The 23,253-nt window shown below is 45.0% G+C and carries 20 protein-coding genes; 13 read left to right on the top strand and 7 right to left on the bottom strand.

What is annotated here, in order from left to right; translation table 11 throughout:
• Positions 1-207: 207 nt before the first annotated feature.
• The 3 genes from ACJJI6_RS08165 to ACJJI6_RS08155 all read right to left on the bottom strand — a co-directional run bounded on the left by ACJJI6_RS08165 (position 208) and on the right by ACJJI6_RS08155 (position 1,827).
• A complete protein-coding gene (locus ACJJI6_RS08165) occupies positions 208-552 on the bottom strand; it encodes an ArsR/SmtB family transcription factor (RefSeq protein ID WP_413665278.1) in 345 nt (114 codons plus the stop codon).
• A 182-nt stretch (positions 553-734) separates the two neighbouring features.
• Positions 735-1,097 carry a hypothetical protein gene (locus ACJJI6_RS08160; RefSeq protein WP_475713103.1) on the bottom strand — a complete coding sequence of 121 codons (363 nt, stop codon included), beginning with the start codon at positions 1,095-1,097 and terminating at the stop codon, positions 735-737.
• A gap of 373 nt (positions 1,098-1,470) precedes the next feature.
• Positions 1,471-1,827: a hypothetical protein gene (locus tag ACJJI6_RS08155; RefSeq protein ID WP_475713102.1), complete on the bottom strand. Its 357-nt coding sequence runs from the start codon at positions 1,825-1,827 to the stop codon at positions 1,471-1,473.
• A 386-nt stretch (positions 1,828-2,213) separates the two neighbouring features.
• On the opposite strand from ACJJI6_RS08155, the gene ACJJI6_RS08150 reads away from it, so the two are divergent.
• The 4 genes from ACJJI6_RS08150 (at position 2,214) to ACJJI6_RS08135 (ending at position 8,074) form a co-directional block, all read left to right on the top strand.
• Positions 2,214-4,496: a TonB-dependent receptor gene (locus ACJJI6_RS08150; RefSeq protein ID WP_475713101.1), complete on the top strand. Its 2,283-nt coding sequence runs from the start codon at positions 2,214-2,216 to the stop codon at positions 4,494-4,496.
• 468 nt (positions 4,497-4,964) lie between these two features.
• On the top strand, positions 4,965-5,576 hold the full coding sequence (locus ACJJI6_RS08145) for a CHAP domain-containing protein (RefSeq protein ID WP_475713100.1): 612 nt from the start codon (positions 4,965-4,967) through the stop codon (positions 5,574-5,576).
• A gap of 505 nt (positions 5,577-6,081) precedes the next feature.
• On the top strand, positions 6,082-7,005 hold the full coding sequence (locus ACJJI6_RS08140) for a haloalkane dehalogenase (RefSeq protein WP_475713099.1): 924 nt from the start codon (positions 6,082-6,084) through the stop codon (positions 7,003-7,005).
• A gap of 145 nt (positions 7,006-7,150) precedes the next feature.
• Positions 7,151-8,074 (top strand): DMT family transporter, encoded by a 924-nt coding sequence (locus ACJJI6_RS08135; protein WP_475713098.1) that lies wholly within the window; start codon positions 7,151-7,153, stop codon positions 8,072-8,074.
• Positions 8,075-8,208: 134 nt separating this feature from the next.
• Here the strand turns inward: ACJJI6_RS08135 and ACJJI6_RS08130 are convergent, their stop codons facing one another.
• Entirely contained in the window at positions 8,209-9,132 is a 924-nt protein-coding gene (locus ACJJI6_RS08130; protein WP_475713097.1) for an alpha/beta fold hydrolase, read from the bottom strand.
• 103 nt (positions 9,133-9,235) lie between these two features.
• Here ACJJI6_RS08130 and ACJJI6_RS08125 point away from each other — a divergent pair, with 103 nt between their 5' ends.
• The 6 genes from ACJJI6_RS08125 to ACJJI6_RS08100 all read left to right on the top strand — a co-directional run bounded on the left by ACJJI6_RS08125 (position 9,236) and on the right by ACJJI6_RS08100 (position 14,850).
• Positions 9,236-9,664, top strand: coding sequence for a winged helix-turn-helix transcriptional regulator (locus ACJJI6_RS08125; protein ID WP_475713096.1), 429 nt, complete (start codon positions 9,236-9,238; stop codon positions 9,662-9,664).
• A 271-nt stretch (positions 9,665-9,935) separates the two neighbouring features.
• Positions 9,936-10,709, top strand: a complete 774-nt coding sequence (locus ACJJI6_RS08120) for a class I SAM-dependent methyltransferase (RefSeq protein WP_475713095.1) — start codon at positions 9,936-9,938, stop codon at positions 10,707-10,709.
• 314 nt (positions 10,710-11,023) lie between these two features.
• A complete protein-coding gene (locus ACJJI6_RS08115; protein ID WP_475713094.1) occupies positions 11,024-11,830 on the top strand; it encodes a right-handed parallel beta-helix repeat-containing protein in 807 nt (268 codons plus the stop codon).
• Between the two features lie 170 nt (positions 11,831-12,000).
• Complete coding sequence (locus ACJJI6_RS08110; protein ID WP_475713093.1) at positions 12,001-12,453, top strand: cupin domain-containing protein; 453 nt, start codon at positions 12,001-12,003, stop codon at positions 12,451-12,453.
• 348 nt (positions 12,454-12,801) lie between these two features.
• Complete coding sequence (locus ACJJI6_RS08105) at positions 12,802-13,659, top strand: hypothetical protein (RefSeq protein ID WP_475713092.1); 858 nt, start codon at positions 12,802-12,804, stop codon at positions 13,657-13,659.
• Between the two features lie 324 nt (positions 13,660-13,983).
• Positions 13,984-14,850: a NosD domain-containing protein gene (locus tag ACJJI6_RS08100; protein WP_475713091.1), complete on the top strand. Its 867-nt coding sequence runs from the start codon at positions 13,984-13,986 to the stop codon at positions 14,848-14,850.
• A gap of 179 nt (positions 14,851-15,029) precedes the next feature.
• On the opposite strand, the gene pgmB is transcribed toward ACJJI6_RS08100, so the two are convergent.
• Entirely contained in the window at positions 15,030-15,728 is a 699-nt protein-coding gene (gene pgmB, locus ACJJI6_RS08095) for a beta-phosphoglucomutase (protein WP_475713090.1), read from the bottom strand.
• Positions 15,728-18,145 (bottom strand): glycoside hydrolase family 65 protein, encoded by a 2,418-nt coding sequence (locus ACJJI6_RS08090; RefSeq protein ID WP_475713089.1) that lies wholly within the window; start codon positions 18,143-18,145, stop codon positions 15,728-15,730. The genes pgmB and ACJJI6_RS08090 overlap by 1 nt, the downstream gene beginning before the upstream one ends.
• Positions 18,146-18,507: 362 nt before the next feature.
• Here ACJJI6_RS08090 and ACJJI6_RS08085 point away from each other — a divergent pair, with 362 nt between their 5' ends.
• The 3 genes from ACJJI6_RS08085 (at position 18,508) to ACJJI6_RS08075 (ending at position 22,427) form a co-directional block, all read left to right on the top strand.
• The gene (locus ACJJI6_RS08085) at positions 18,508-19,767 is read left to right on the top strand and encodes an MFS transporter (RefSeq protein ID WP_444917602.1); all 1,260 of its coding nucleotides are present in this window, start codon (positions 18,508-18,510) and stop codon (positions 19,765-19,767) included.
• A 71-nt stretch (positions 19,768-19,838) separates the two neighbouring features.
• Positions 19,839-20,918 carry a LacI family DNA-binding transcriptional regulator gene (locus ACJJI6_RS08080; RefSeq protein WP_475713088.1) on the top strand — a complete coding sequence of 360 codons (1,080 nt, stop codon included), beginning with the start codon at positions 19,839-19,841 and terminating at the stop codon, positions 20,916-20,918.
• Between the two features lie 111 nt (positions 20,919-21,029).
• A complete protein-coding gene (locus tag ACJJI6_RS08075; RefSeq protein ID WP_475713087.1) occupies positions 21,030-22,427 on the top strand; it encodes an MFS transporter in 1,398 nt (465 codons plus the stop codon).
• Position 22,428: 1 nt separating this feature from the next.
• Here the strand turns inward: ACJJI6_RS08075 and ACJJI6_RS08070 are convergent, their stop codons facing one another.
• Positions 22,429-23,085, bottom strand: coding sequence for a hypothetical protein (locus ACJJI6_RS08070; RefSeq protein ID WP_475713086.1), 657 nt, complete (start codon positions 23,083-23,085; stop codon positions 22,429-22,431).
• Positions 23,086-23,253 lie beyond the last annotated feature (168 nt).

Genomic DNA, 23,253 nt, shown 5'->3' with positions numbered 1-23,253 from the left:
TTAAGTAAAGATGTATGTTCGAGTTATTTCCGAGGTATCTAAGAAAGGTATCAAGGGAAGGGAGCCAACTAAAGCTGGCTATTGCTGTGAATGGTCATTCTAGCGGTACTTAATGCAGAATTTAGGGCCTACATGTACCTATCGGGGTGAAGAGAGGAAAGTTTGGACGTCATCGATAGAGGTCGCCCAAAGCAGGAGCGACATTGTTCAGTGCTGATCCGGTACCGCACACTTGATATCAGGACACTTTATCGGTGTATTGAAATCATCGTGACAGCATTCATCTTGTAAAAACTGAATAACCTCAGTTAAGTGCTGATATTCGGCTACGCAGAACAGGGTTCGGCTCTCACGCCGCTGGAAGATCAATCCCGCCGAAATCAGACTGGAAATATGGTGGGAAAGGGTTGATCCGGGGATATCCAACTGCTCCTGGATGTTGCCTACAGGAATACCCGGTAGGCCAGCTTTGACTACTTTTTTGTAGATCAACAAGCGGGTTGGGTGTCCCAGCTCTTTAAGCGATTTGGCTACTTCTTCGATTTCCATCATGATTTGGTCATAAGTTCTATATTCGTCGAAATATATACAGTTTAGTGCTAAAGATAAAGTGTCGTGTGGGGGGCTGCTCAAGCTAGTGCTGCCACTAGTTTCTTAGGATATTGAGAGGAAGCTACATCACTTATATTTCTTTAAACTATATTGCCAAACTTACCGAAATAACGCTTTTACTGCTAATTGCCCCATAGTAGAAGGGGTAACACCGATTCTGAAGTAGACTCATTATCATCCAGAATTTCATTGTAGCCGTAAGAATCTTTGCCAAACACCTGAAAATTACCTACTTTGGGCAATGTGAATTCCAGCAAGCCCTCCATGGTTGAAATGTTGTCTTTGCCATAAGGAACAACTTTTATGTGATTAGCTGTATACCTCCTGGCAAGCGAAAATCGAGATTTATCTTTTGATGTGTTTGAATAGGATGTGTGCATATTTAGGGTTGAGAAAATAAGGCATTCGCCGGCTTTCACTTCCAGGTCTTTTACCTCCAGATCAGCAAAGAGATCTTCTTCAATAATTCCCCTTGCGTTGAACAAAAGGATGGCCCCTTTTTGAAAGATCTCGCCAAAAAGGAATTGCTTGGCAACTTCTTTTCGTCTTCAGCGCTAGAAAACAGGTTGGCTAATGTACTTTTCTTTCTCTTCGGTGGGGCTTTCATTTAGGTTGCCCAGAGATTTTTATTTCAGGAGTTTTTAATGCAAAAGTCATTAGTGTTAATGAATTGATCTGAGTCTCAAATTCGAAGCAGTTGGATTAACGGCATAGGCATAGGCATAGAGAGCAGCTAAAACGCGATCTGAACATGAAAGGGCGCCGTCAGTAGAAATAAAATCTCAGCTTATGTGATCTGCGCCCAGGTAACTTTGGATTGCTATAAATCTTGGCCTCGCCAAGTTTTGGCTAGCAGGCTTACTGATGTTGAGCCAATTCGACCGGCCCATGGTCATCACAGTGATCACCATGAACATGGTGAAGTCGCCCGTTAACCAGGTAGTCAACATGATCTCCGTGGGGAACCTGCTCATGGCCACAGTTTTTGCCGTGGACATGGGAGCTATCGTAGCCCCCTGTAACAGGGTGGCAACCCTCCGGGTTTTGGGTGCTTACTTCCAAGACGTGCTCGTCGTAGTGGTCTTTGTGGGGATGGTGTAGGTGGCCGTCATGGAGGTAACAGATGTGGTCCCTGTGGCGAATGGCTGTGTGGCCACAGTGGCTATTATGTGTATGTGAATGATGCTCCGCCTGTTGGCACTTGCCTTTTTCCACGATAACTCTCCCGGCCGCTTGGCACTTACATGGAACCACTCGTCGCCGAATGCTTCTAGAATCAATAATTTGGCGCCACATTTGGACAGCCCTACATACTAAATCTAAGAACATCCGGGTGTAGTTTCCAAATATGATCTTCTATCAATGGCAGAAAATCCGCTCCTACCCCTCAAATCTTGATCTGCGATGGCCTTACGGATGACTAGTCACTCAAATCTATCCATCAATTCAATTTGCAATCGATTGCATTTGCACATTATAGTTAAAGCACGGTGCATCAAGTAGCGTTTAGCAACTCTTTATGCAATCGATTGCATAAAGCTTTATAAAAATAGCACCGAAGTATCAGAACAGATAAGAATGACGACGAGAGGGAAGAGTTGATGAGCAAGAAACCATTGGCGCAGGCCGTATCCATGGCCGCGCTCTCCGTTGGTCTTTGCGGCTATGCCGCAGCCCAAGAAATTAGCCCTGAAAACGATATGGTGATGGAGGAAGTCATCACAACAGGCACCCCTGGCGGTGCAGGCATGCGTAAGCTGGATGCCAGCTTTTCTATCACAACTTTAAGTGATGATGAGATTAGCAAAGCCTCTCCTTCAAGTACTGCAGATCTGTTGAAGTCCGTTCCAGGCCTGTGGGTTGAGAGCTCTGGCGGTGTTTCTGGGGCAAATATCGATGTTCGCGGTTTCCCCGGCGGTAGTGATGCACCCTTTGTCACGGTATCCATGAATGGATTGCCTCTGTATCCAGCGCCAACACTCTCATTTTTAGAAAACTCTTCTCTATTTCGTGTCGATGAAACTATTCAGCGAGTGGAAGCTCTGCGCGGTGGACCCAATCCGGTTTTCTCCAATGGCCAGCCAGGTCTGACTACCAACTTTATTTTAAAAGAAGGTACTGAAGAGACTGAGGGGCGATTTAAGTACACTTTATCTGACTATGATCTGCAGCGGACTGATGCCGTGATGACCGGTAAGGTTTCGGATGATGTGTACTACATGGTTGGAGGCTACGTATCTTCCTCCCCTGGCATTCGTGATGCGGGTTTTGATGCGGAAGAAGGGCATCAATTTACCCTGCATATCACCAAAGAGATGGATAACGGAAAAGCGGGTTTTTACATCCGGGATACAAAAGATACTGGTACCTGGTATTTGCCCAATGCTGCATTTCTGGAAACAGATTACACCCAGGTAGGCCCCAGTAATCGCAAGGTTTCTGTACCTATTACTCAGGCTGACGGTAATGGCGGCTCAGAAACTACCTGGGAAACTTTCGATATGGGCGAAGGGCGCGGCTGGAATGGCAATGTAGCCGGTGCTTACCTGGAGCTTGACTTGGGGGATGGCTGGAGTCTCACCGAGCGCTTTGGAGTTACTGCGGGTAATGCTGACACTTTGGGTTTCGTTCCTAATGGCTCGCCTGTATCGCTGAACGCCCTAACGGATCAAACTGTAGTTACCGCTTCTGGAAACGAACTCAGTAGTGACACCGTGGTACAGCAGTTTGGCGCCTGGGTAGTACGCAAAGATATCGAGGCTACGACAAATGACATTAGCCTGGCAAAAGAGTGGGATAGCTTTAAGGTAACTGCCGGTTATTACACCTCAAGCTGGGAAGTTGATGAATGGTGGTCCCTGGGTAACCAGAAATACTACGTACTGGGTCAAGATGGGCAGCTGATCACAGGAACTGCAGATGGCTCTGAGCTTACTGGTGATCTTGCCTGTAACACATCTGTAGATATTTCTACTTGTGATGGGAAATATGATGTGGATGCTGTGGGTGATGCCCGAGAAAACGCGCTTTATCTCGCCGGAGAGTTCTACTTAGGGGACTTTACCTTCGATCTGGGCGTGCGTTCCGCAAACCGAAAAACCAATTACTCCGTGGACCATGGTGAGCGAGACGGCAAATTCACCACCTATAAAGCAGATGAAGATGGTACTGCTTACACTGCCGCAGTGGACTGGGCCTTTGCCGAAAATATGGGCACCTTCTTCCGTATAAATTCCGGCTTTAAATTCGCAGACTTTGACATTTATCGCGAGTTCGGTGACAGCTTCCTTGCTGGGTCTGACCTTGTAATCGACATTGACCAATACGAACTGGGTTATAAATTGCAGGAGCAAGATTATTCCCTCTTTGCGACTCTGTTCTACAACGAAACCCAGGGCATGCCTGATTGTATCATTGGCAGCAGTACCTGTACTCGTTTAGAGACTGAGGCGCTTGGTCTCGAATTGGACGGTAAAGTTCACTGGGGAGATTTCACCTTTGGGTTAAATACTACCCTGCAAAAGCCAGAAATCACGAGTGGTGAATATGAAGGCAACCAGGTTATGCGTCAGCCTGAATACCAGGTGCGCCTGAGCCAGAATTATGATTTCACACTGAATAACATTGATATGGCTGTGTATACCGATATCAGTCGGGTAGGTGATCGCTTTAATGGAAGCAACAATGAAGTAACTTTGCCAGCCTATACAAAAGTTGACCTGGGTGCGGTGGCTTATATCAATGATATTACTGTCCAGTTGGCTGTGGACAACTTAACTGATGAAGATGGTATCACCGAAGGTGATCCCCGCGATCCGCTAGCGTCTAATGTCCGCTACATCTTACCGCGCAATATCAAGCTTAGCTTCGCGTACGATTTTTAACCTCATGCCTCTCCCATAGGCTTCCAAGCTTTGCCGCACACTTCTCCAGCGTGCGGCTTTTTTATTGCCTGAAAAATTTAACTACAATCCATTTTCAAATCCATACAAATAATGAAGCTTCGATCTTTGTGGTCTAACCCAAATCCTTCCGGAGGCTCCCCAATAAAGTATGTGGTTAAACTGCTTTCATGAAGCGAAATTAGAGTCGAGGTGGAGATCCCTAAGGTCATTGCAGGTGTGAAACCTTAACGTTCGTATACAAATTTAAATTGGCAGTGGGAGATAGTTCTACTAGGTTATGAGCAGTTACTCCAATTCCTATTGCTAGCTGTATGTTGACGTTCGGACTAAAAAGTGGCATTAAAGTGGCGTAAGGGTTTGTTAGCTGTACTCTTTTCCCCTACTTTTTACTAGTTTAGTAATGTTTCATATGTATTGGTGATTTTGGGTTGGTACATTTTTGGTAATATGAAAAAATTTATTGGCTTTCTTGTTATTGTTTTGGCAATACCTCTGCTCGTCTATTTTTCTACCTATAAGGGGGAGAGAAGTTTTACCAATCATCATGGCCTTCCAAATGTTAATCTGGTTGTCGATAATGCATATTCTCTTTGGTTTACGCCTTATGATCCACTGATGGGGATGTATAATAATATAGGAGGGAAACTTGGATTTATTGTCTGTAGTGATGTACCTAATATCGCTTACGGAATGGCTGGATATTCATTTCAGGTCTTATTGAGAGATAGTTTTGTAAAAAATCCAAATTTTTATGATGCTCGAAATGGTAATAATCCAGAGAATCCATTTTTCCATCGCCGAGCAAGAAATCTATATTCCTATTTCCAGTCAATTCAATCTTTGAAACCAGCATCTTATAAGCCGCAGTTGGGGGATTTGGTTTTTTATAGAAAGACTGAAAAAGGATATATTGCCCATGTTGCTTTAGTTACTTATGTTGATAATAGGGGGTTTAAAATCATGGAGTCAGCACCCAAAACCCTGTTCGCCAGGGAAGTAGAAATGGATTCTCCAGTGAAAAGGGGCTGGATCTTGGCGGGCTTTGGTAAAGTGTATTGAGGTGTTGTCCATGATTCGTAGTCATGAGAGATATTGTTCTTACAGTGATATATGCATCCCAGTGATTTTTGTAGCCTAATTTCTCCTAGGCTCAATTCCTGTTCACTGATAATTGAGATATATTGCTGGTAGACAGCTTACATCCAGATGGGTATTTCAATACATCTAACATGTTTTTAATGGTAAGAAGTTTGATTAATCGGCTTTGACAGGGTCGGTTGTACTTAGCCCAATGGTTTCAGACTTGCCAAATTGGCATTATGAGGTAATTTAAGTGATCTGGCGCCTAATAAGGTTTCTAAATGTAAAAATTAGAGATCATGCCATGTTTTAGGAGCATATTTATCCTTATTATCTAGTAGGATAATAGGTATTTTTCTACAGTTACCTTTTCAGATTTGAAGCACCGATAAAAGCGCCACAATGGATGATCTCTGGATTCCCACTGATCTAGCTTTTCAGAAGCAAGGCGCTAACTTAACTTTCAACTAAAAGAGGGTTGCCGATGTCTATTGAACGATTGAGAACTCCTGAGGAGCGCTTTTCTTTACTACCGGGTTTTCCGTATACTCCTAACTATATTGATAGCCTGGAAGGCTATGATTCTATGCGTATGGCATATATCGATGAGGGGGAGCAGGATTCGGATACCACCTTTCTTTGTCTCCATGGGGAGCCCAGTTGGGGTTACTTATATCGAAAAATGATCCCAGTTTTTGTTGAGGCAGGACACCGGGTAATTGCTCCAGATTTGTTTGGGTTTGGTCGCTCAGATAAACCCGTCAATGAAGATGTGTACACTTTTAACTTCCATCGTAACAGCCTGATGCGTTTGATTGAGCATTTGGATCTTAAGAATATTACGCTGGTTTGTCAGGATTGGGGTGGACTTCTGGGACTGACACTTCCAATGGATATGCCGGATAGATTTACCCGATTACTGGTAATGAATACGGCTATCGCAGCAGGGGATGGTGCATCTGAGGGGTTCTACCACTGGCGGAACTTCTCTGTCAATGTGCCTGAAATCCCTGTGGGAGGGCTCATTGCCAATGATGCTCAATCTGAGGTCAATTTATTCGATATAGTAGCCTATGATGCGCCTTTTCCAGACAACCGCTATAAGGCTGGCGTTCGTCGATTCCCGTCAATTGTACCGGTTGATCCTGATATGGAGGGAGCAGAGCTAGGGGTAAGGGCTCGAGAATTCTGGTCTAGGAGCTGGGGTGGTGAGAGCTTTATGGCGATTGGAATGAGGGACTTTGTACTTGGTGAGAAAGTGATGGAGTTGCTGAGGGGAACCATCAAAAACTGCCCCGAGCCTCTCAAAATAGCGGAGGCGGGCCACTTTGTGCAGGAATACGGTAAAGAAATTGCTGAAAAGGCTCTCAACCACTTCAAGCTTTCCTCTACAGTAGCTGAAAATTAAGTGTGTACTAGTGCCGGGATAAGTTATATTCCGGCATTCTATTCTCAGGTAGTCCAAGGCATTCAGACTGCTCTTACATTTCATAACTAATTTATAATCGGTGGCTCTGTTTATAGAATCTGTAGTCTTTATTAGAGAGTTTAAAGTGAAGTTTAAAGACAGTCGTGGAATTATTCTGACTATTTTGGCAATGCTCTGTTTGGCTGGTATGGATGCAACAGGTAAGCTACTCGTTCAGAACTATTCTATCGTTCAAATAATGGCGATTCGTTTCGCGATATTTTTCTTCATAGTTATAAGCTTGGCGAGACTCAAAGGGAACTTAGACATAGTACAAAGTAAAATATTTGGCACTCAATTAGCGCGCTCTATTGTTCTCGCTCTTGAGGTTTCAGTATTTATTTTTGCTTTTAGTATGATGTCTTTGGCTGATGTGCATGCTATAGCTGCGACAGCCCCATTATTTGCAATATTAATGGCTGGATGGTTTTTAGGGGAGAGGATAGACACAAGGAGCTGGGTCAGTGTTACGGCTGGATTTATAGGTGCCCTTATTATCATTAGACCTGGAATGGGAATTATGGGTTGGCAAACCTTGATCCCCATCTTGGGAGCTATCCTATGGGCCGCATATCAAGTGCTTTCACGCCGTGTTTCACACTTTGATAGCGCCGATACAACCGTTTTCTATACCGCGACTACGGGTCTTATTATTTTTGGAAGCTTGGCACCATTTTACTGGGTGGAGCCAACAGTATCAGGGTGGCAATTGTTGGTTTTGAATGGGCTCTTAGGTGCAATGGGCCACTATTTGCTGATTAAGGCACTGGCGCTCAGCCCAGCTTCGATTTTGCAGCCTTTTAGTTATGCTTTACTATTTTGGGCTATTGTTATTGGCTTTGTAATTTTCGGAGATCTGCCTGATGGAATTACATTATTTGGTGCCTTCGTAATATTGGCTGCGGGATTTTATGCTTCAGACTTAGGCCGCACACTGATTGGTGTTTCGCAGATTAAGGCCAAAAAGGGGAAAGATGATGCTGAATCAGAATCTAAGTTAATGAGTTAAAAAAACCAATTTGATAAAAGGGCTCTCTAATGATGGTTGTAGAGTGCCCCCTGATTTAATAGTGGCGAGATTAGGTAGCGTCACTTTCAATTCAATTAGTGATTAGGTATCTGATACTTGAAGGTTTGAAAAACTCAAGCGTCACGATGCTCAAGGAAGCCGCCATCTACCCAATTGATTATCAAGTCAACATACTGTTGCCCAGCATCTTCCGATGAGAAGTGAGATGCGTTGTCAAATATAACTAGCTTGCTATTGGGGATATGCTTGGATAAGGCAGTCGCATTATCTACTAAAACAAATGGATCTCTCTTGCCCCAAGTGATCAATGTCGGAACTTTAATACCATTTAGTTTTCTCTCAATCCATGGAAGCTCTTTCGAATAACTTCCAAAGAAACTGATGGCGCACTTGTGACTGTCACTATCAAAGGCTATGTCATAGTACTCCTGGATAGCTCGTTTGCTGGGCTTGTAGTTGTGATAACCATCTTTGACGGCAGTCAGGAAATTGGTTTTCATTACTGACTTCTTGTTTAAGCCTTTTGCTATCCAGCGAACCATTCGGGATCTGATAACGGCCATAAGAATAGGAGAGAGTTTTGGAGGGGAGGTGCCTGGGCCGTCAAAGATATTGAGACTCAAGAATCGTTGAGGGTGGTTAATAACGGCTGCTAAAGCAATAGGCACACCCACATCCGGCCCTACCAGGTGGGCCTGCTTGATGCCAAAATGGTTCATTATTTGAACAAGGACTTCGCTCAGGTTGCTTGGAGACATATCTCCTTCCTCTGCGTTTGATAAGCCAAATCCTGGGATATCAAAGGCTAGCACATCAAACTTTTCACTAAATGCTTCAATAGATGACTCCCACATACGAATACTTTGGGGTAGGCCATTCAGCAGTAAGAGGCTGGGAGCCTGAGGTTTTTCCTTGCGTAGAAAGCGAATGTTAAATTTCCCTACAGAGACAAACTGCGGTGTAAATATATCGTCAACGGTTGGGGGTCTATTGGAGGCGTATTGGGTGAGGGCCTTGTTTAAGAGAGCTTGGGTCATAACAGGGTATATATCTATATGGGTCTATGGGTGATTTCGGTAAAGTTACTTATTTATACTAGGTTACTCACTTGAGTGTTGGTTGCCAATAAGGCACTATTAAGTGGTCAAGTTACTTTTTGATAACCTATGGAGTGGAAGGGTGGGGACGCAGAATAAAAATAGTGAGAGGCGCGTGTTTGTGAATGATGATGAATGTCCCATTCGCAATGTGGTAGCTCAGATTGGTGACAAGTGGTCCATCCTGATATTGTTTGCCCTTGTTGATGGTCCAGATCGCTTCAACTCCCTGAAGTCGCGCATTGAAGGGATTTCACAGCGAATGTTGACGCAAACCCTGCGCGACTTAGAGCGCGATGGTTTTGTACTCCGTACTGTCTTTGCGCAAGTTCCAGTTAAAGTAGAGTATGAATTAACTGACCTGGGAAGAGGGTTATCTGCAGCTGTGTGGAAGTTAGTCTCTTGGGCAGATGAACATCATCTTGAGATTCGTAAAGCGCGCCTAAGATATGATGAGGATAATCAATCGTAGATTAAGGATTCTACCTTCTATTGTCCCCATTTAGGGCTTTTCTCAAAGATTCAGCGCCTGCTTTATAGTAAATCATGATTTGTACTTGTAATTTAGTTCAATAGAGCCTTTTGTAGCTGGAGCATTGCTGTAAATATATAGTTAAAATGATTGGCGATCTTAGTTTTCTTTAACTCAAGGCATAACGGAATAGGACTTACAAGTAGATTTAAATTTCTTACCCTTGATAATTAAATAGAATCGATAAATATAAGTAATTAGAAGGTGAGCCATGGATTTTTTTGAAATTAATCGACACTCCTGGGATAGCCGCACCCGTATTCATGTGAAGTCTGAATTTTATAATGTTGATGGATTTCTAAGCGGAAAATCTACTTTAAATGAAGTTGAGCTTTCAGATATAGGTAATGTGTCTGGAAAAAGTTTACTTCACTTACAGTGTCACTTTGGCTTGGATACCTTATCTTGGGCTCGATTGGGAGCGAAGGTGACGGGAGTTGATATTTCTTCTGTAGCCATTACTGAAGCACAGGCTCTTTCTGACCGCTCAGGTTTACATGGAGAGTTTATCTGCAATGATATCTACAGTTTTGGAGAGTTAAATAATAAAGAATTTGATATCGTCTTTACTTCCTACGGTGCACTCTGTTGGTTGCCGGATATCGAGCGGTGGGCATCAGTTGTTGCTCAATGCTTAAAGCCGGGGGGGACTTTCTACATCGCAGAATTTCATCCATTTTATGATATTTTCTCTGGTTACACATATTTTCATCGAGCCGATCCAGATATTGAAGAGCAGGGTACCTATACAGAGAATGATCGGGGTGACAAGTCTACCCTAGCCACCTGGTCACATCCGATTAGCGATGTTGTGAGTGCATTGTTAAAGTATGGTATTCAAATCGCCCAACTAAAAGAATACCCGTATAGTCCTTACAACTGTTTTGATGGCATGGAGGAGCGTGAGAAGGGGAAATACTACCTGTCTTTTAAAGGGCATGAGATTCCGCTGATTTATACTATTAAAGGTGTCAAAGCTGCTTGAGACAAAGTCCAATAATACTAATGAGGCTGGCGGTAGATTCGTGCAGAGTCCTTTATGGGGAAGGATAAAGGCGGATAATTCGTGTTAATCCCTTAATTGCGCATACATAGGTTCGCTGGCTCCATATCTAACACTGCTTTCTAGCATTTTAGGTAAGTGGCACGGATAGCCACTATTTCTCATTAATAGATATGTATACGCCACACTTAGTGGCCATTTCTTTAAGAGAAATTTCTTATAGCCCTTTCAGCAAGCTGGATCACACTCTGTTCAGGAGACGGTCATTATTAACTGATTTTGTAGAGGGTAGTAAGATGGCTATAGGGCAATTACAAGGTGTGAAGTGTACTTTATCTATATTTTCAGGTGTTTCTTGCTTGCTAATATCCGGGCTTGCATCGGCGGTTGATTGTGGCGATACCATTTACACTCGAGAAGTTTTGGATGATGATTTGGTATGTACAGATAATATCGCGATAACCATTGTTGGCCCAACTGGTGGCCTGGATATGAATGGTCATACCATTACTTGTGACAATAATTCTGCAATAGGCATAGATGTTGTCGGTCTTGTGGGGTATTTGGAGGGCGCAGGTACTATATCATTCTGCCAGACAGGGGTTAGATTGGCTGGTGACGGATTTCATAATGTAACCAATATTTCTGCAAACAATAATGACTTTGTAGGGTTGGCGGTATCGAGTGACTTCAATCTAATTACTAATTCAAGTGCTAATGGCAATGGTAATACTGGTGTATTAGTTACTGGGCTAAGAAATACCTTAATTTCGAATAATATCGAAAGTAATTTGTTAGATGGGATTCAGTTGGATGGTGATGCCCCAAATTTAACCCAGAATTATATTTATGACAATAATCGATATGGAATTTATATTGCTGATTCCAGTTTCGGTAACTATAGCCAGAATACCTCTGAGATGAATGGTTCGGTAGGTATCTATATGGAAGCGGATAATCAGTTTTTTAATTATATTCTCAACAATACATCTGAGAGTAACACGGATTTTGACTTGGAAGAACTAAATGCAAATGCGTGTAGTAATACCAATGTTTGGCTTGGAAATACTTTTACTACTGCTAACCCCAGCTGCTTAAATTAGAGCTGTCTGCAAGGCTCATCCTAAAGTAATCTGGGTGAGCCTGTGTTCAATTCGTATCCGCTCAATCATTTTGCTTATTGTTCTATAAGGATTAAATTTCACTGATGCATTATGTGGTAATGTAATATCAGACATATTTCTAACTCTGATTACAAGGTGCTGATTAATCCATGAAGCCTGATAACTTAATTAATCACCCTGAAGGCGGGAAGTTTCTTCAGGTGTTTAAGTCGAACTCAATAGTAACAAGAGAGGATGGGCAGAAGCGAAGCGCATTGACGCATATTTACTTCTCCCTACAGAAAGGTGAAGTGTCGAAATTTCACCGGGTCGAATCTGATGAGATTTGGAACTTATATAAGGGGGGCGGCTTATATCTCTATATTTGGACTGAGGAGGATAGCTGTTTGCAAAAGGTTGAAATTTCTGCAGAAAATAATACATTTTGCCATGTTGTTCCTGCTGGCGCTTGGCAGGCTGCAGAGCCAATTTCAGGCCCCGTGCTTGTGGGCTGTTCGGTGGGGCCTGGGTTCGAATTTTGTGACTTTAAATTGATAGATGTTGATGATCCAATAACGGATTTTATCCGAAAGATAGATTCCTCCCTGGCAAGATTTATTTAGCAATAGCCTTTTGCTGAACCGCTTTTAGATTGCCTAACAGTATTGAGCCCTCTCCTATAGTTGTGGAAGGTATAAATTTATCTTTCCCCTATTTGAAATCCTGCTTGGAAATATAAGTGGAGTTTTTAATGAGGGTTATACTGATTGGCGGAGCTGAATGTTGTTGTGATGTCAAGCTGTTCAATTGTTATTAATGATGCTGATACTTGGTTATTTAAACGTAATGCCTTTTTGCTTGATAGTTTTTACGTTAAGAATAATTTCTCATGGCTGATTGTTAAAATTGAGCCAATATGGGGTAAGTCTATTTTGTAGGTGGACGTTTATAATACTGTTGAAGGGGATTGTATGAAAACTAGTAATACCAAACAGCCTTTAGGCTTGATTGGTTTGTTATTGGCAGGATCCATTTTGGCAACATCTTATGGTGTAAATGCAGATGTCTCCTGCGGGGATACTATAACTACAGCGGAGATTCTGACTGAGGACTTATTTTGTGAAAGCGGATTGATAATCCAGGGTCCCTCTGGAAGCCTTAACTTGAATGGATATTCATATGAGTGTAATGAGGCGGCAATTATCCTGAATGGTAAGGGGGGCGTATTATCTGATAATGCTTCTTTGGGTGGTAATCTGAATTCGTGTATCGTCGTGGCAGAGGGGGATGGAGGGCATACTATCACAGGGATAACGATGACTGTTAATGGGAGTGAGGGGGTTGTTTTTGTGTCTGATAATAATACGCTCTCTAATTCAACAATTAATGTTGTTTCAGGTCCTTATGCAGTGATAATTGCGGGGGCGAATGGAAGTATTGTAAGTAATCTCATACAGGCTGAGAATAATATTGTTACTGGAGATGGCATTTTGTTGGGGGATGATGCCGATAATACAGTTTTATTTTTTAATACGGTAACTAATTTCGCCTTTAATGGTATGCAAATCTGCAGTGATAATAATTTGATTGCCCAAAATATTGTTGAGGGTAATGGCAGTATAGTTAATACTTTTGGCATTGAATTGCCTTATCTGGAATCGCCTTGCTCTAACTCTAACTTAGAAGGGCAAAGTGGCAATGTAATTGTTGGTAATGTGGCGACAAATAATAATACTGCTGATCTGGCAGATTTCAATCCAGAACCTTGTCTTAATACTTGGGTTGGAAATACGGCTGATGTTGTTGAGGGCGCATGTATTGACCCATAAGGTGAATTCTAAATTACTTGGCTTTTTAAGTGGGAGTTATAACTCTCGAAGGTTGTAAGTAATTCATCTTGCAGCCTGTTATGTTGAAGTGTAATTTCTTCAAATGTAACCCTTATATTGTTTTTTGGTTTTTTATTGCTCTTACACCTGGTATGAGAATGCTTTTATAGGCTGTGATGTAGTCCTTACCCTTACTGTTAATGTTAAAAGTGACAGCCATTCTAATGAGAGTAATTTCTCATGGACCTTTCTCTAATCCAGACCAGTATAGATTTTGTCGAATTCTGTTCGGGAAGTTATAAGCTGGCTTTTTAAGGATATTCTATGAAATTTCATTTTGTTAGAAGGTGTTTTTATTTGTTGTATTGTTTGGCGGTTAGCACTTTGGTGGCGATGCCGACTGGCGCAAAGGCTGATGTCTCCTGTGGTGATGTCATTACTACAGCCGAAGTTCTCACTGAGGATTTGTCTTGTTCATCAGCGTTTGACCTTGCACTGACGGTCGTCGGACCTGGTGGTTATCTTGATTTAAATGGATTTACTATTGAGTGTGATTTTGATGTTGATGGGATATTTCTAGATGGCACTGGAGCTGTTGTCACTGGGGGAGCTTTATCAGATGGCAAGGTGCAAGGTTGTGGGTTCGGTGTAGAGGCAATAGGAAGCGGGGCGCATACGGTGACAGGTATAGCCTTTGAGGGCAATGCCGTTTCAGTGGCTTTTGTGTCAGACAATAATACATTGTCTAACTCGGTAATCTCTGAAACTACGGAAATTGGAGTAGCTATAAACGGCAGTAATTCTACACTTATTGCAAATGAAGTATCTACATCTACCAGTGCTAGTGGAGCCTGGGGGGTAATTCTTCAAGTGGGTGCGGACAGCTCTTATATTTTGTCGAATATGGTATCTGGTTTTGATCAGTATGGAGTGATTGTTTGTAGTGATAGGAATGTTATCTCGCAAAATGTTGTAGAAGGCAATGGAGTGGAAATTACTAATACTGCAACTGGTGTTTATTTACCAGGAGATACTTTTGTTTGCGATGACGGTCAAGAAGGTAATACCATCGTTAGTAATGAAGCGACTAACAATAATAATGCGGACCTTGGCGATAACAACTTCCCATGTGTGAACTCTTGGGTTGGGAATACGGCTGATGTTGTCGAGGGCGCTTGCTTTGAAAATTAGAGGTTGAATGTCTCTAATCGGTATGGCTGCTACTTTTTACATCTCCATAGTAATATGTAAGTTGTAGAGAAGTAGCAGCCTTTAGCTATTAATAATGGAATAGCAATTTGGTAGAAAGACTCTATCGGGGCTAAATGCTTGCTCTATAAATAGGCTTTCACTCTTGTGCTTATCTCACTTTATTCGTTAACAGCTAAGTCTTTATTTTGGCGCATACCCGATTCTGCTAGTACTGATAGAAAGAAATCATTTGGCACAAATTGTTCCAAACTGTCCAGCGTATAGTCAGCGTCTTTTAACGAATCTGGATTACCTATGCCTACAGCTGTCATGCCATCAGCGGACTTAATTGCACTGACTCCAGCGGGCGCATCCTCAAAAGCAATGCAAAACTCTGGATCAATTCCGAGACCTTTGGCGGCGGCTAGGAATATATCTGGTGCAGGTTTAGGTGCAGATTTTTCCGGGTCTGCAATAACAGAAAAGCAACGGGATATTCCCAGGGCTTCCAATACCGCCGGTGCGTTTTTACTCGCTGAGGCGAGGCCGACCGGAATATGCTGAGAATTTAACCATGCGAGCAGTTCACCGGCGCCCGGTAACAGGTCTGCGGGAGAGAGGCTGCGGATTAATTCCTGGTAGCGGCTGTTTTTCCTTGCAGCCAGTGCGATTTTTGCTTCTTCAGTGTAATTGCTGCTTTTTTCCCCGAGAATCACCTCAAGGGAAGCCATTCTTTCCAGGCCCTTTAAGCGCTCTTCAGTATCCGCTGTCCAGGGAAGGTTGAGCCCTTCAGCCAGCTGTTGCCATGCGATCAGGTGGAGACGTGCGGTGTCTGCAATAACGCCGTCGAGATCAAAAATTGCTGCACGATAGATCATCAGGATACCTCCTCCATCGGTGCTATTTGAATGGTTTCTGTTTGCCCTGGTGTCTCCAGGAATAGAATTTGCTTGCCGTGATGAAGACTGAGTGCTTCACCTTTCACCAAGGTGTACCTGGCGCTGTAAGAATCGACATCGACTGCGATCGTGCGGCCACGGAATTGCAACCGGAAACGATAGCCGTCCATTCCATTGGGCAGATATGGATTGAAGCTGAGTTCATTGCCGTGCAGGCGCATTCCTGCAAATCCCTGGACCATACACATCCAGGTACCCCCCATGCAGGCAGTGTGTATGCCGTGCTGGGTATTGTTGTGGTGGTTATCCAGATCCATTCGCGCAACTTGCTGGAAATAGTTCAGCGCTTTATCCGGATACCCAACTTCACTGGCAATAATGCTGTGAATACAAGCGGATAAAGTGGAATCGTGCGTGGTGAGCGGTTCATAGAAGTCGAAATCCCGACGCTTCTGCTCAATTGAAAATTCTGAACTCTCCAGTAACAGGCCAAGAACGACATCCGCCTGCTTACAAACTTGGTGTCGATAGATCACCAGGGGATGATAGTGAAGTAACAGCGGGAATTGATCGGCAGGCGTTTCGGCAATATTCCAGCGGGGTTTGTTTAGAAAACTATCGTCTTGAGAATGTATACCCTGCTTTTCATCGTAGGGCAGATACATGCTTTCTGCGGCCTTGGCCCAGTTATCAATTTCCTGTTTGCCGAGTTGAATACGCTGGGTTAACTCATCGCACGCTGCAGGATCGAATGATTTTAACCACTGTAATACTTCAACAGCATATTCAAGATGGGCCTTGGCCATCAGGTTTGTGTAGAAATTATTGTCAACCAGGGCGGTGTATTCGTCTGGTCCGGTAACTTCATTGATACAGAATTGGTTGTCGCGAAGTGCGTTGAAGTGGCCAATCTCCAACCACATACGCGCGCCTTCTATCACGACTTCTGCGCCCTTGTTGCGCAGAAAATCGACATCACCGGTAACCCGGCAGTAATGTCGTACGGCGTAGGCAATATCCGCATTGATATGGTATTGCGCAGTGCCTGCCGGGTAATAGGCTGAGCACTCCTCACCGCCGATGGTGCGCCAGGGAAACAGTGCTCCCTTTTGAATCGACATCTCCCTCGCTCTTTTTCGTGCGGCATCGAGGATTGAGTAGCGGTATTCCAGTAGGCCGCGCGCTAATTCGGGTTGGGTGTAGAGGAAAAACGGTAGTACATAGATTTCTGTATCCCAGAAATAGTGGCCGTCATAGCCGTCACCGGAAAGTCCTTTGGCTGCAATATTGGTATTGCCATCCCGACCTAGGGATTGGAACAAGTGGTACTGGTTGAAGCGTATTCCCTGCTGCAGGGCGTCATTTCCACTGACCTGAATATCGGACTCAAGCCAGAAATTGTCCATTTGTATACGCTGGGTTTCGATATGGTCCGCAAAACTTTTAGCCGCACAGCGCTCCAGGTAATGATGCAATTCGCCTGCTGATATCGGCTCAGCATTTTGCTGTGCAAAGTAAGCGACGTACTTGGTTAGGCGAATAGGGGTGTTGCGGCGGGCAGCAAAGCGATAGTCAATCGAGACGCAGTCTTCACTGCGGAGATTATTGGACGTGTAATCGCTGTCACTCTCACAAAGGTGCAGGGCTGCGCATCGTATAGAGAAGCCACTGCTCTTAACGGATAGAGGCAGGGCCAAATAACCATCTTCAGCTGTATTTTCCAGCCATTCGATATCTCCCCGATCAATAGGGGAGGCTAGGCGTGGGTCCTCACTGCGTTCTGCTTGGGCAAGGTCACCATCAAGGCAGGATTGCAGGTGTACCTCTCCGTCAAAATTGATGGGTGTGAGTTCCAGTTGCAGAGCTAACAGGTTTTTCTCACTGAGGGAAACCAGGCGCTGCACTTTGAGTTCAATGGTTTTTCCTTTTGGGGAGCGCCAAGTGAGTTTTCTCTCGCTGATCCCCGCGGCCATGTCCAGGCGACGCTCGTAGTTGAGCAGCTCGCCTTGGGCGAGATTAAAGCGTTCTCCATCCAAGCTGATATAAATGGTCTTACCGTCGGGAACCGTCAACATCCTCTGGTTGTTGCGCGCGTAGCCATAAGCAGACTCACCATAGGTGATAGGTTCGCTGGCGTAGACTCCATTTAGGTAGCAACCATCTGTAAAGGGTTCTGGATCGAAACCCTCCTCAAAGGTACCGCGCAAGCCGATATAGCCATTACCGAGGGAGAATAGGGTGGCATTGAGGCTGTAATCTTCGGGCTGGAAGGTGTCCTCCACCAAGTCCCAGGGGTGGATCTTGTGTTTGATTTGTTGTTTTTGCTTCATACCACTTTCACTGGATTGGAGATTGGGTCCTAGGGCCGGGCCTACTGGGCCTTCGGCAACTGGCATTCAGTCTATCCGTAGTTGATGTCTTTTTGCAATCGATTGCAAGTCTAAGATTAAGCCTGGCTGTTACTGGAAGATAGACCTGATTTTTATCTCCGAAAAGTCTGTAAGATACTGAAAAATATGGATTATTTTTTGACCCAGGGTCAATCGCCAGTTGTTTTGTGACTGATCGGCATAAGGCATTCCCAAATTTTCATTGGTTTTTATGCAAACGATTGCAAATTTTTGTCTGACTGATACATACTGGGTATCTACAGGCATTGGGGCGGAGTCGCCTTTCTCCACAAAGTCTGGGTAAAAAATGTACAATAACAGGTTGGTACGGCTGACTGCCTAAACCATAGAGCCAGATAGAATCCACTATGAAGAATCAGCGCATACTCTTATCTCTATTCGCTATCTACTTTGTCTTTGCCATTTTGTTGAACAGCGTAGGCACGGTGATCCTGCAGGTAATCAATACCTATGGGGTAAGTAAATCTGCTGCGAGTGTGCTCGAGGGGTTCAAGGATATCCCCATCGGTATAGTGTCTTTCCTGATTGCCTCCCAGCTTCCCCGACTGGGGTTTAAGCGGGCGATGCTGGCGGGGTTGGCAATTGTCACCCTGGCTTGTACAGCTATGCCCCTGTTACCCGGGTTTTGGACGGCGAAGTTACTGTTCTTGTCCGTGGGTGTTGCGTTCGCATTGGTAAAGGTTGCCGCATACTCCACCGTGGGATTGTTAGCGCAGGGCCGCAGCGCACATGCGAGCCTTCTAAACACCCTGGAGGGGGTGTTTATGGTGGGGGTTCTCAGTGGCTACTGGCTATTTAGCGCTTTTATTGATTCATCGAACCAAGGGTCGACTGCCTGGCTCAATGTGTATTGGGTGCTGGCGGTGGTCTGTGTGATTGCATTTGTATTGCTCTGGTGCACAGAGCTGGATGAATCCGGGGCGCGAATCGAAGAGGCTAGCCCGAAACAGGACTTTATCGCGATGATAAAGTTGATGGCCAAACCTCTGGTATACATCTACGTGATCTCCGTATTTTTCTATGTATTGATTGAGCAGGGGATAGGAAGTTGGTTGCCGACCTTTAATAATGAAATTCTTAAGCTGCCCGCTGCGATGAGTGTTCAGGCTGCAAGTATCTTTGCCGCAGGGCTGGCGTTGGGGCGACTTGGTGCCGGTGTGATGATGCGCAAAGTACACTGGTACCCGATGCTTAATGTGTGCTTAGTTGCGATGGGATTACTGGTGGTCGTTAGCCTGCCCCTGGCGAGTAATATTGTGGCGAATCCCGATGTAAACTGGCTTAGTGCCCCAGTGGCGGCTTTTGTTTTACCGCTGATTGGCTTGTTTATGGCACCTGTGTATCCCGCTATCAATTCTGTGATGCTCAGTTCATTGCCCACCCACCAGCACTCTGCAATGACAGGTTTACTGGTAATTTTTTCTGCGCTGGGCGGTACAACTGGCTCACTGATTACCGGGTCGGTTTTCGAGGCCTTTGATGGCCAGGTGGCTTTCTACTTATCCTTGGTACCCATCACAGTGATTCTGATTACCCTGTTCTTTTTCCGTCGCGCTGTAGAGCGGGGGGATGAGACGCTTGAGGCCTCAGCCCCCCTGGCTGGGTAGGGGGGTGGTTTTACAAACTTGGGCGACGGGCCTAAGATGGCATTTTTCCCGCGAACAAGGTGAAGTACGCCATGCCCAAGGGGTCCTCCTCTCCCGTTTCCATGTCCGATATTGCTCGGTTGGCGGGAGTTTCTGAATCTACTGTTTCGAGAGCGCTGAACGATAATCCATTGATTAACGAAAAGACTCGCGAGCGTATTCAAAAAATCGCGAGCTCCATGAATTACAAAATCAATGAGAGCGCGCGAAACTTACGCCTGCAACGCAGCCATACAATTTCGGTTGTGATTAATACGGGGCGCAGTGGCGGCCAGACATTTTCTGATCCATTTATGATCGATATGATTGGTTCAATTGCCGATCGCCTCGCGGTGCATAAATACGATTTACTGTTTTCCAGCAGTATCGCCAGCCGCTCGGACTGGCATTCTTATCTGATGAGTTCCAGGCGGGCTGATGGCGTTATTGTGATTGGCCAGGGGGTAGACGATACCCCACTTCGTGATCTGCAGCAGCAGGGGGACCCTCTTGTTGTCTGGGGAGGGACCTCAAGGCAGGGGGCCGAATATTGTATCGTCAGTAGTGACAATCAAATGGGTGGGCGTCAGGCCACCGAGCACTTAATGAACTTGGGGCGGCGGCGAATTCTCTTTCTCGGTGACACAGCTCACCCGGAGGTCAATGGGCGCTTTGAAGGTTACTGTGCCGCGCTCAATGAGGCTGATCTGTCTGGCACGACCAGGCAGTTGGCTGCAGGCTTCTCCAGTGAAAGTGGTTATCAATCCATTATCGACCTGGTTGCGCAGGAAGGGCTTAGTTTTGATGGCATTTTCGCCGCCAGTGACAGTATCGCTATGGGAGCGATAAAAGCGCTACAGGCCCGTGGCTATAAGGTGCCGGAAGATGTTGGCATAGTGGGTTTTGACGATATCCCAATCGCGCCGTTTTTTACCCCTCCTCTGACAACCGTGCGCCAGAACATCCACCGAGGTGGCGAATTGATGGTGGAGAAAATGATGGAACTTCTCTCTGGAAAACCGGCGATGCCAGATGTACTACCTACCGAGTTGGTAGTGCGGGGTTCTTGTGGTGCCAATCCGGATTACCAGCCTGTAGAGGAGTTCTTTCAAGACACTTCAGGTGAGCGTTAGTCGCAGGCCCTCACCATTTTGTTTGCCAGCAGGGGCCATAGTTAGTGTCCCTGCCGTTTCTCGAGTTTGAGCCACACTTGTAAAACCGAACTCTGTGGCTGGACTCGAAACATGGCAGATGAGAAAACTAAACTGACCAGAATTCAGGTACTGGGACTGTTTGCCCTAAGCTTGGCAATTTTTCTGATCGGGAATGACCTCACTGCGTTTTCCGTAGCAATTCCAGCCATCGAAAAAGACTTCAACTCCAATATCACCACCACCCAATGGATTATCAACGGCTATACATTGGCTTTTGGGATACTGCTGATCTCGGGCGGGCGTTTGGCGGATATGTTTGGCCGGCGCAAAATCTTTTTCATCGGCATGGCCGCCTTTGCATTTTTCTCCCTCCTCGGTGGCATAGCTACCAATATTCCAATGCTGCTGGCGGCGCGGGGATTGATGGGGACCGGTAGTGCCCTTATGTGGCCGGCAATCCTGGGGCTGATCTACGGGATGTTGCCGGAGGACCGCTCGGGCTTTGCCGGGGGCTTGGTGATGGGCATGTGTGCCGCTGCGAATGCAATTGGTCCGGTATTGGGGGGCATTCTTACAGACTTATTGAGCTGGCGCTGGATTTTCTTTATCAACTTGCCGGTGGCTGCATTGGCATTTTGGGTCTGCTGGAAGGTTATCCCGGATGACACACCGGAAAATGTCACTGAGCGTATTGATTACGGTGGTGTAATCACCCTGACCACATCGCTGTTTTGCCTTCTGTTGGCGCTGGATTTAGTCGTGGATATCGGCTTTAAGAGCCCGGTGATTATTGCCTTGGCACTAGCCACCTTGCTGTTTATGGGGGCGTTTATCCTGGTTGAGCGCCATGTGGGCAGAGATGCGTTAATTCCCGTAGATGTAGCAACGAATCACGGTTTCTTTGCCGCAGGTATAGCTACCTTGTTGCTGTCTGTGGTGTTCTTTGCTGCCCTTGTATACGTTCCCCAATACTTGAGTAAGGTCCATAATCACTCGGCGATGTATTCGGGAATGGGGCTACTTCCTATGATGGTCTCATTTGGTTTGGTGTCTTTTATTGCCGGTGGGCTCTACGAAACGCTCGGTGCAAAAACGATTGTCTCAGCGGGCACCATTGCCATGTGTATCGGTATGTTTATGCTTTCTCATTTGCATAAAGAAACAACTTTTTTGCAAATGGTACCGGGACTGGTGGTTCTCGGGGCGGGTATTGGTCTGTTTTATTCTGCTATCACTACTGCCGCAATTACGGTTGTAGCGCCGGAGCGAGCGAGCTTGGCGGGAGCAATTCTCTATATGTTTCAGATTGGTGGGGGAGCAATAGGCTTGGGTATGAATACCACAATTGTGGCAATGGCTCCCGATATTTCTACGGGGATCGATCGCGCTTTCACGGTTAATGCCTATCTGGCGATGGTGGGACTGGTGGTGTGCCTTTTATTTGTTTCAGGGAAGCCAGCGGATAAGGCTCCCCTGTCTGAGAAATGATTTATTGCTCGCTTAAATTTCTATTGCCTAATTCTGCAAAATTCACGTTCGTGATGATGCCATCAGTATTGTAACTGAGAATCAATACTTTTTGATAAGAGGCCGGTTGGAAAATAGCCTTATTGGTTTGGCTATACATATACACTTTGGCTTTCTCGGATTTATTGCTAATCAGTGGGTACTGATATTCGCCGGAGGGTTTGCCCAATAAATCCAGAGCTTCGAGAATACTGGTTTGGCCTTCGCTGATAAGTGGTACTTTTGACTCATCAAAATCGGTGGAATCTTCAGCGAGAGAGCTGACAAAATCCTGCCCAACTAATTTATCGTTATAAAAGTAGAAACCCTGGTTACGGGTGCCGCTAATATTTTCGCTAACCGCCTTTTTGCCAGTAGTGGGATACGCATAAGCGAGCGTTAAAATTTGTTGATTGTTTTTTACAAATACGCCTTTTTCATAAGGCTTACCGAGCTTCTTTTTAATGGATTGCTCAGTATCTACGCCTAACGCTACCTCTTTTTCTCCCAGGGGTTTTGTGCCAATGCCGGTACATCCGGATAGCACAAATAGGGAAAAAATAACTGTTACCAGTCCTTTCACTACAACCTCCTGCACTGTATCTTCCAGATTCCCTGTGGTCTGAAATATTCGGCGCATCCTACAATTCGCATGTTTTAATTGCCAGTGATTTATAAAGATGATCGATGACCCGAGATTACACTGCTATAGCATGAATTGAGTGGGTATAGAGAAGTGCACGAATTTAGGCGTGTCGTGCGCTTTTAGAAAATACAGCGTAGTGAATGACAGCAGAAGAAGAACTCA

This window comes from Microbulbifer maximicatervae (SeqCode), from assembly GCF_056232625.1.
This window is presented reverse-complemented; position numbering and strand designations above follow the sequence as displayed.

Bases quoted from the DNA above. Each gene is read 5' to 3' on its own strand.
- ACJJI6_RS08165 (WP_413665278.1), bottom strand. From the start codon at position 552: ATGATGGAAATCGAAGAAGTAGCCAAATCGCTTAAAGAGCTGGGACAC.
- ACJJI6_RS08150 (WP_475713101.1), top strand. From the start codon at position 2,214: ATGAGCAAGAAACCATTGGCGCAGGCCGTATCCATGGCCGCGCTCTCC.
- ACJJI6_RS08145 (WP_475713100.1), top strand. From the start codon at position 4,965: ATGAAAAAATTTATTGGCTTTCTTGTTATTGTTTTGGCAATACCTCTG.
- ACJJI6_RS08140 (WP_475713099.1), top strand. From the start codon at position 6,082: ATGTCTATTGAACGATTGAGAACTCCTGAGGAGCGCTTTTCTTTACTA.
- ACJJI6_RS08130 (WP_475713097.1), bottom strand. From the start codon at position 9,132: ATGACCCAAGCTCTCTTAAACAAGGCCCTCACCCAATACGCCTCCAAT.
- ACJJI6_RS08120 (WP_475713095.1), top strand. From the start codon at position 9,936: ATGGATTTTTTTGAAATTAATCGACACTCCTGGGATAGCCGCACCCGT.
- ACJJI6_RS08115 (WP_475713094.1), top strand. From the start codon at position 11,024: ATGGCTATAGGGCAATTACAAGGTGTGAAGTGTACTTTATCTATATTT.
- ACJJI6_RS08110 (WP_475713093.1), top strand. From the start codon at position 12,001: ATGAAGCCTGATAACTTAATTAATCACCCTGAAGGCGGGAAGTTTCTT.
- ACJJI6_RS08105 (WP_475713092.1), top strand. From the start codon at position 12,802: ATGAAAACTAGTAATACCAAACAGCCTTTAGGCTTGATTGGTTTGTTA.
- ACJJI6_RS08100 (WP_475713091.1), top strand. From the start codon at position 13,984: ATGAAATTTCATTTTGTTAGAAGGTGTTTTTATTTGTTGTATTGTTTG.
- pgmB (WP_475713090.1), bottom strand. From the start codon at position 15,728: ATGATCTATCGTGCAGCAATTTTTGATCTCGACGGCGTTATTGCAGAC.
- ACJJI6_RS08090 (WP_475713089.1), bottom strand. From the start codon at position 18,145: ATGCCAGTTGCCGAAGGCCCAGTAGGCCCGGCCCTAGGACCCAATCTC.
- ACJJI6_RS08085 (WP_444917602.1), top strand. From the start codon at position 18,508: ATGAAGAATCAGCGCATACTCTTATCTCTATTCGCTATCTACTTTGTC.
- ACJJI6_RS08080 (WP_475713088.1), top strand. From the start codon at position 19,839: ATGCCCAAGGGGTCCTCCTCTCCCGTTTCCATGTCCGATATTGCTCGG.
- ACJJI6_RS08075 (WP_475713087.1), top strand. From the start codon at position 21,030: ATGGCAGATGAGAAAACTAAACTGACCAGAATTCAGGTACTGGGACTG.
- ACJJI6_RS08070 (WP_475713086.1), bottom strand. From the start codon at position 23,085: ATGCGCCGAATATTTCAGACCACAGGGAATCTGGAAGATACAGTGCAG.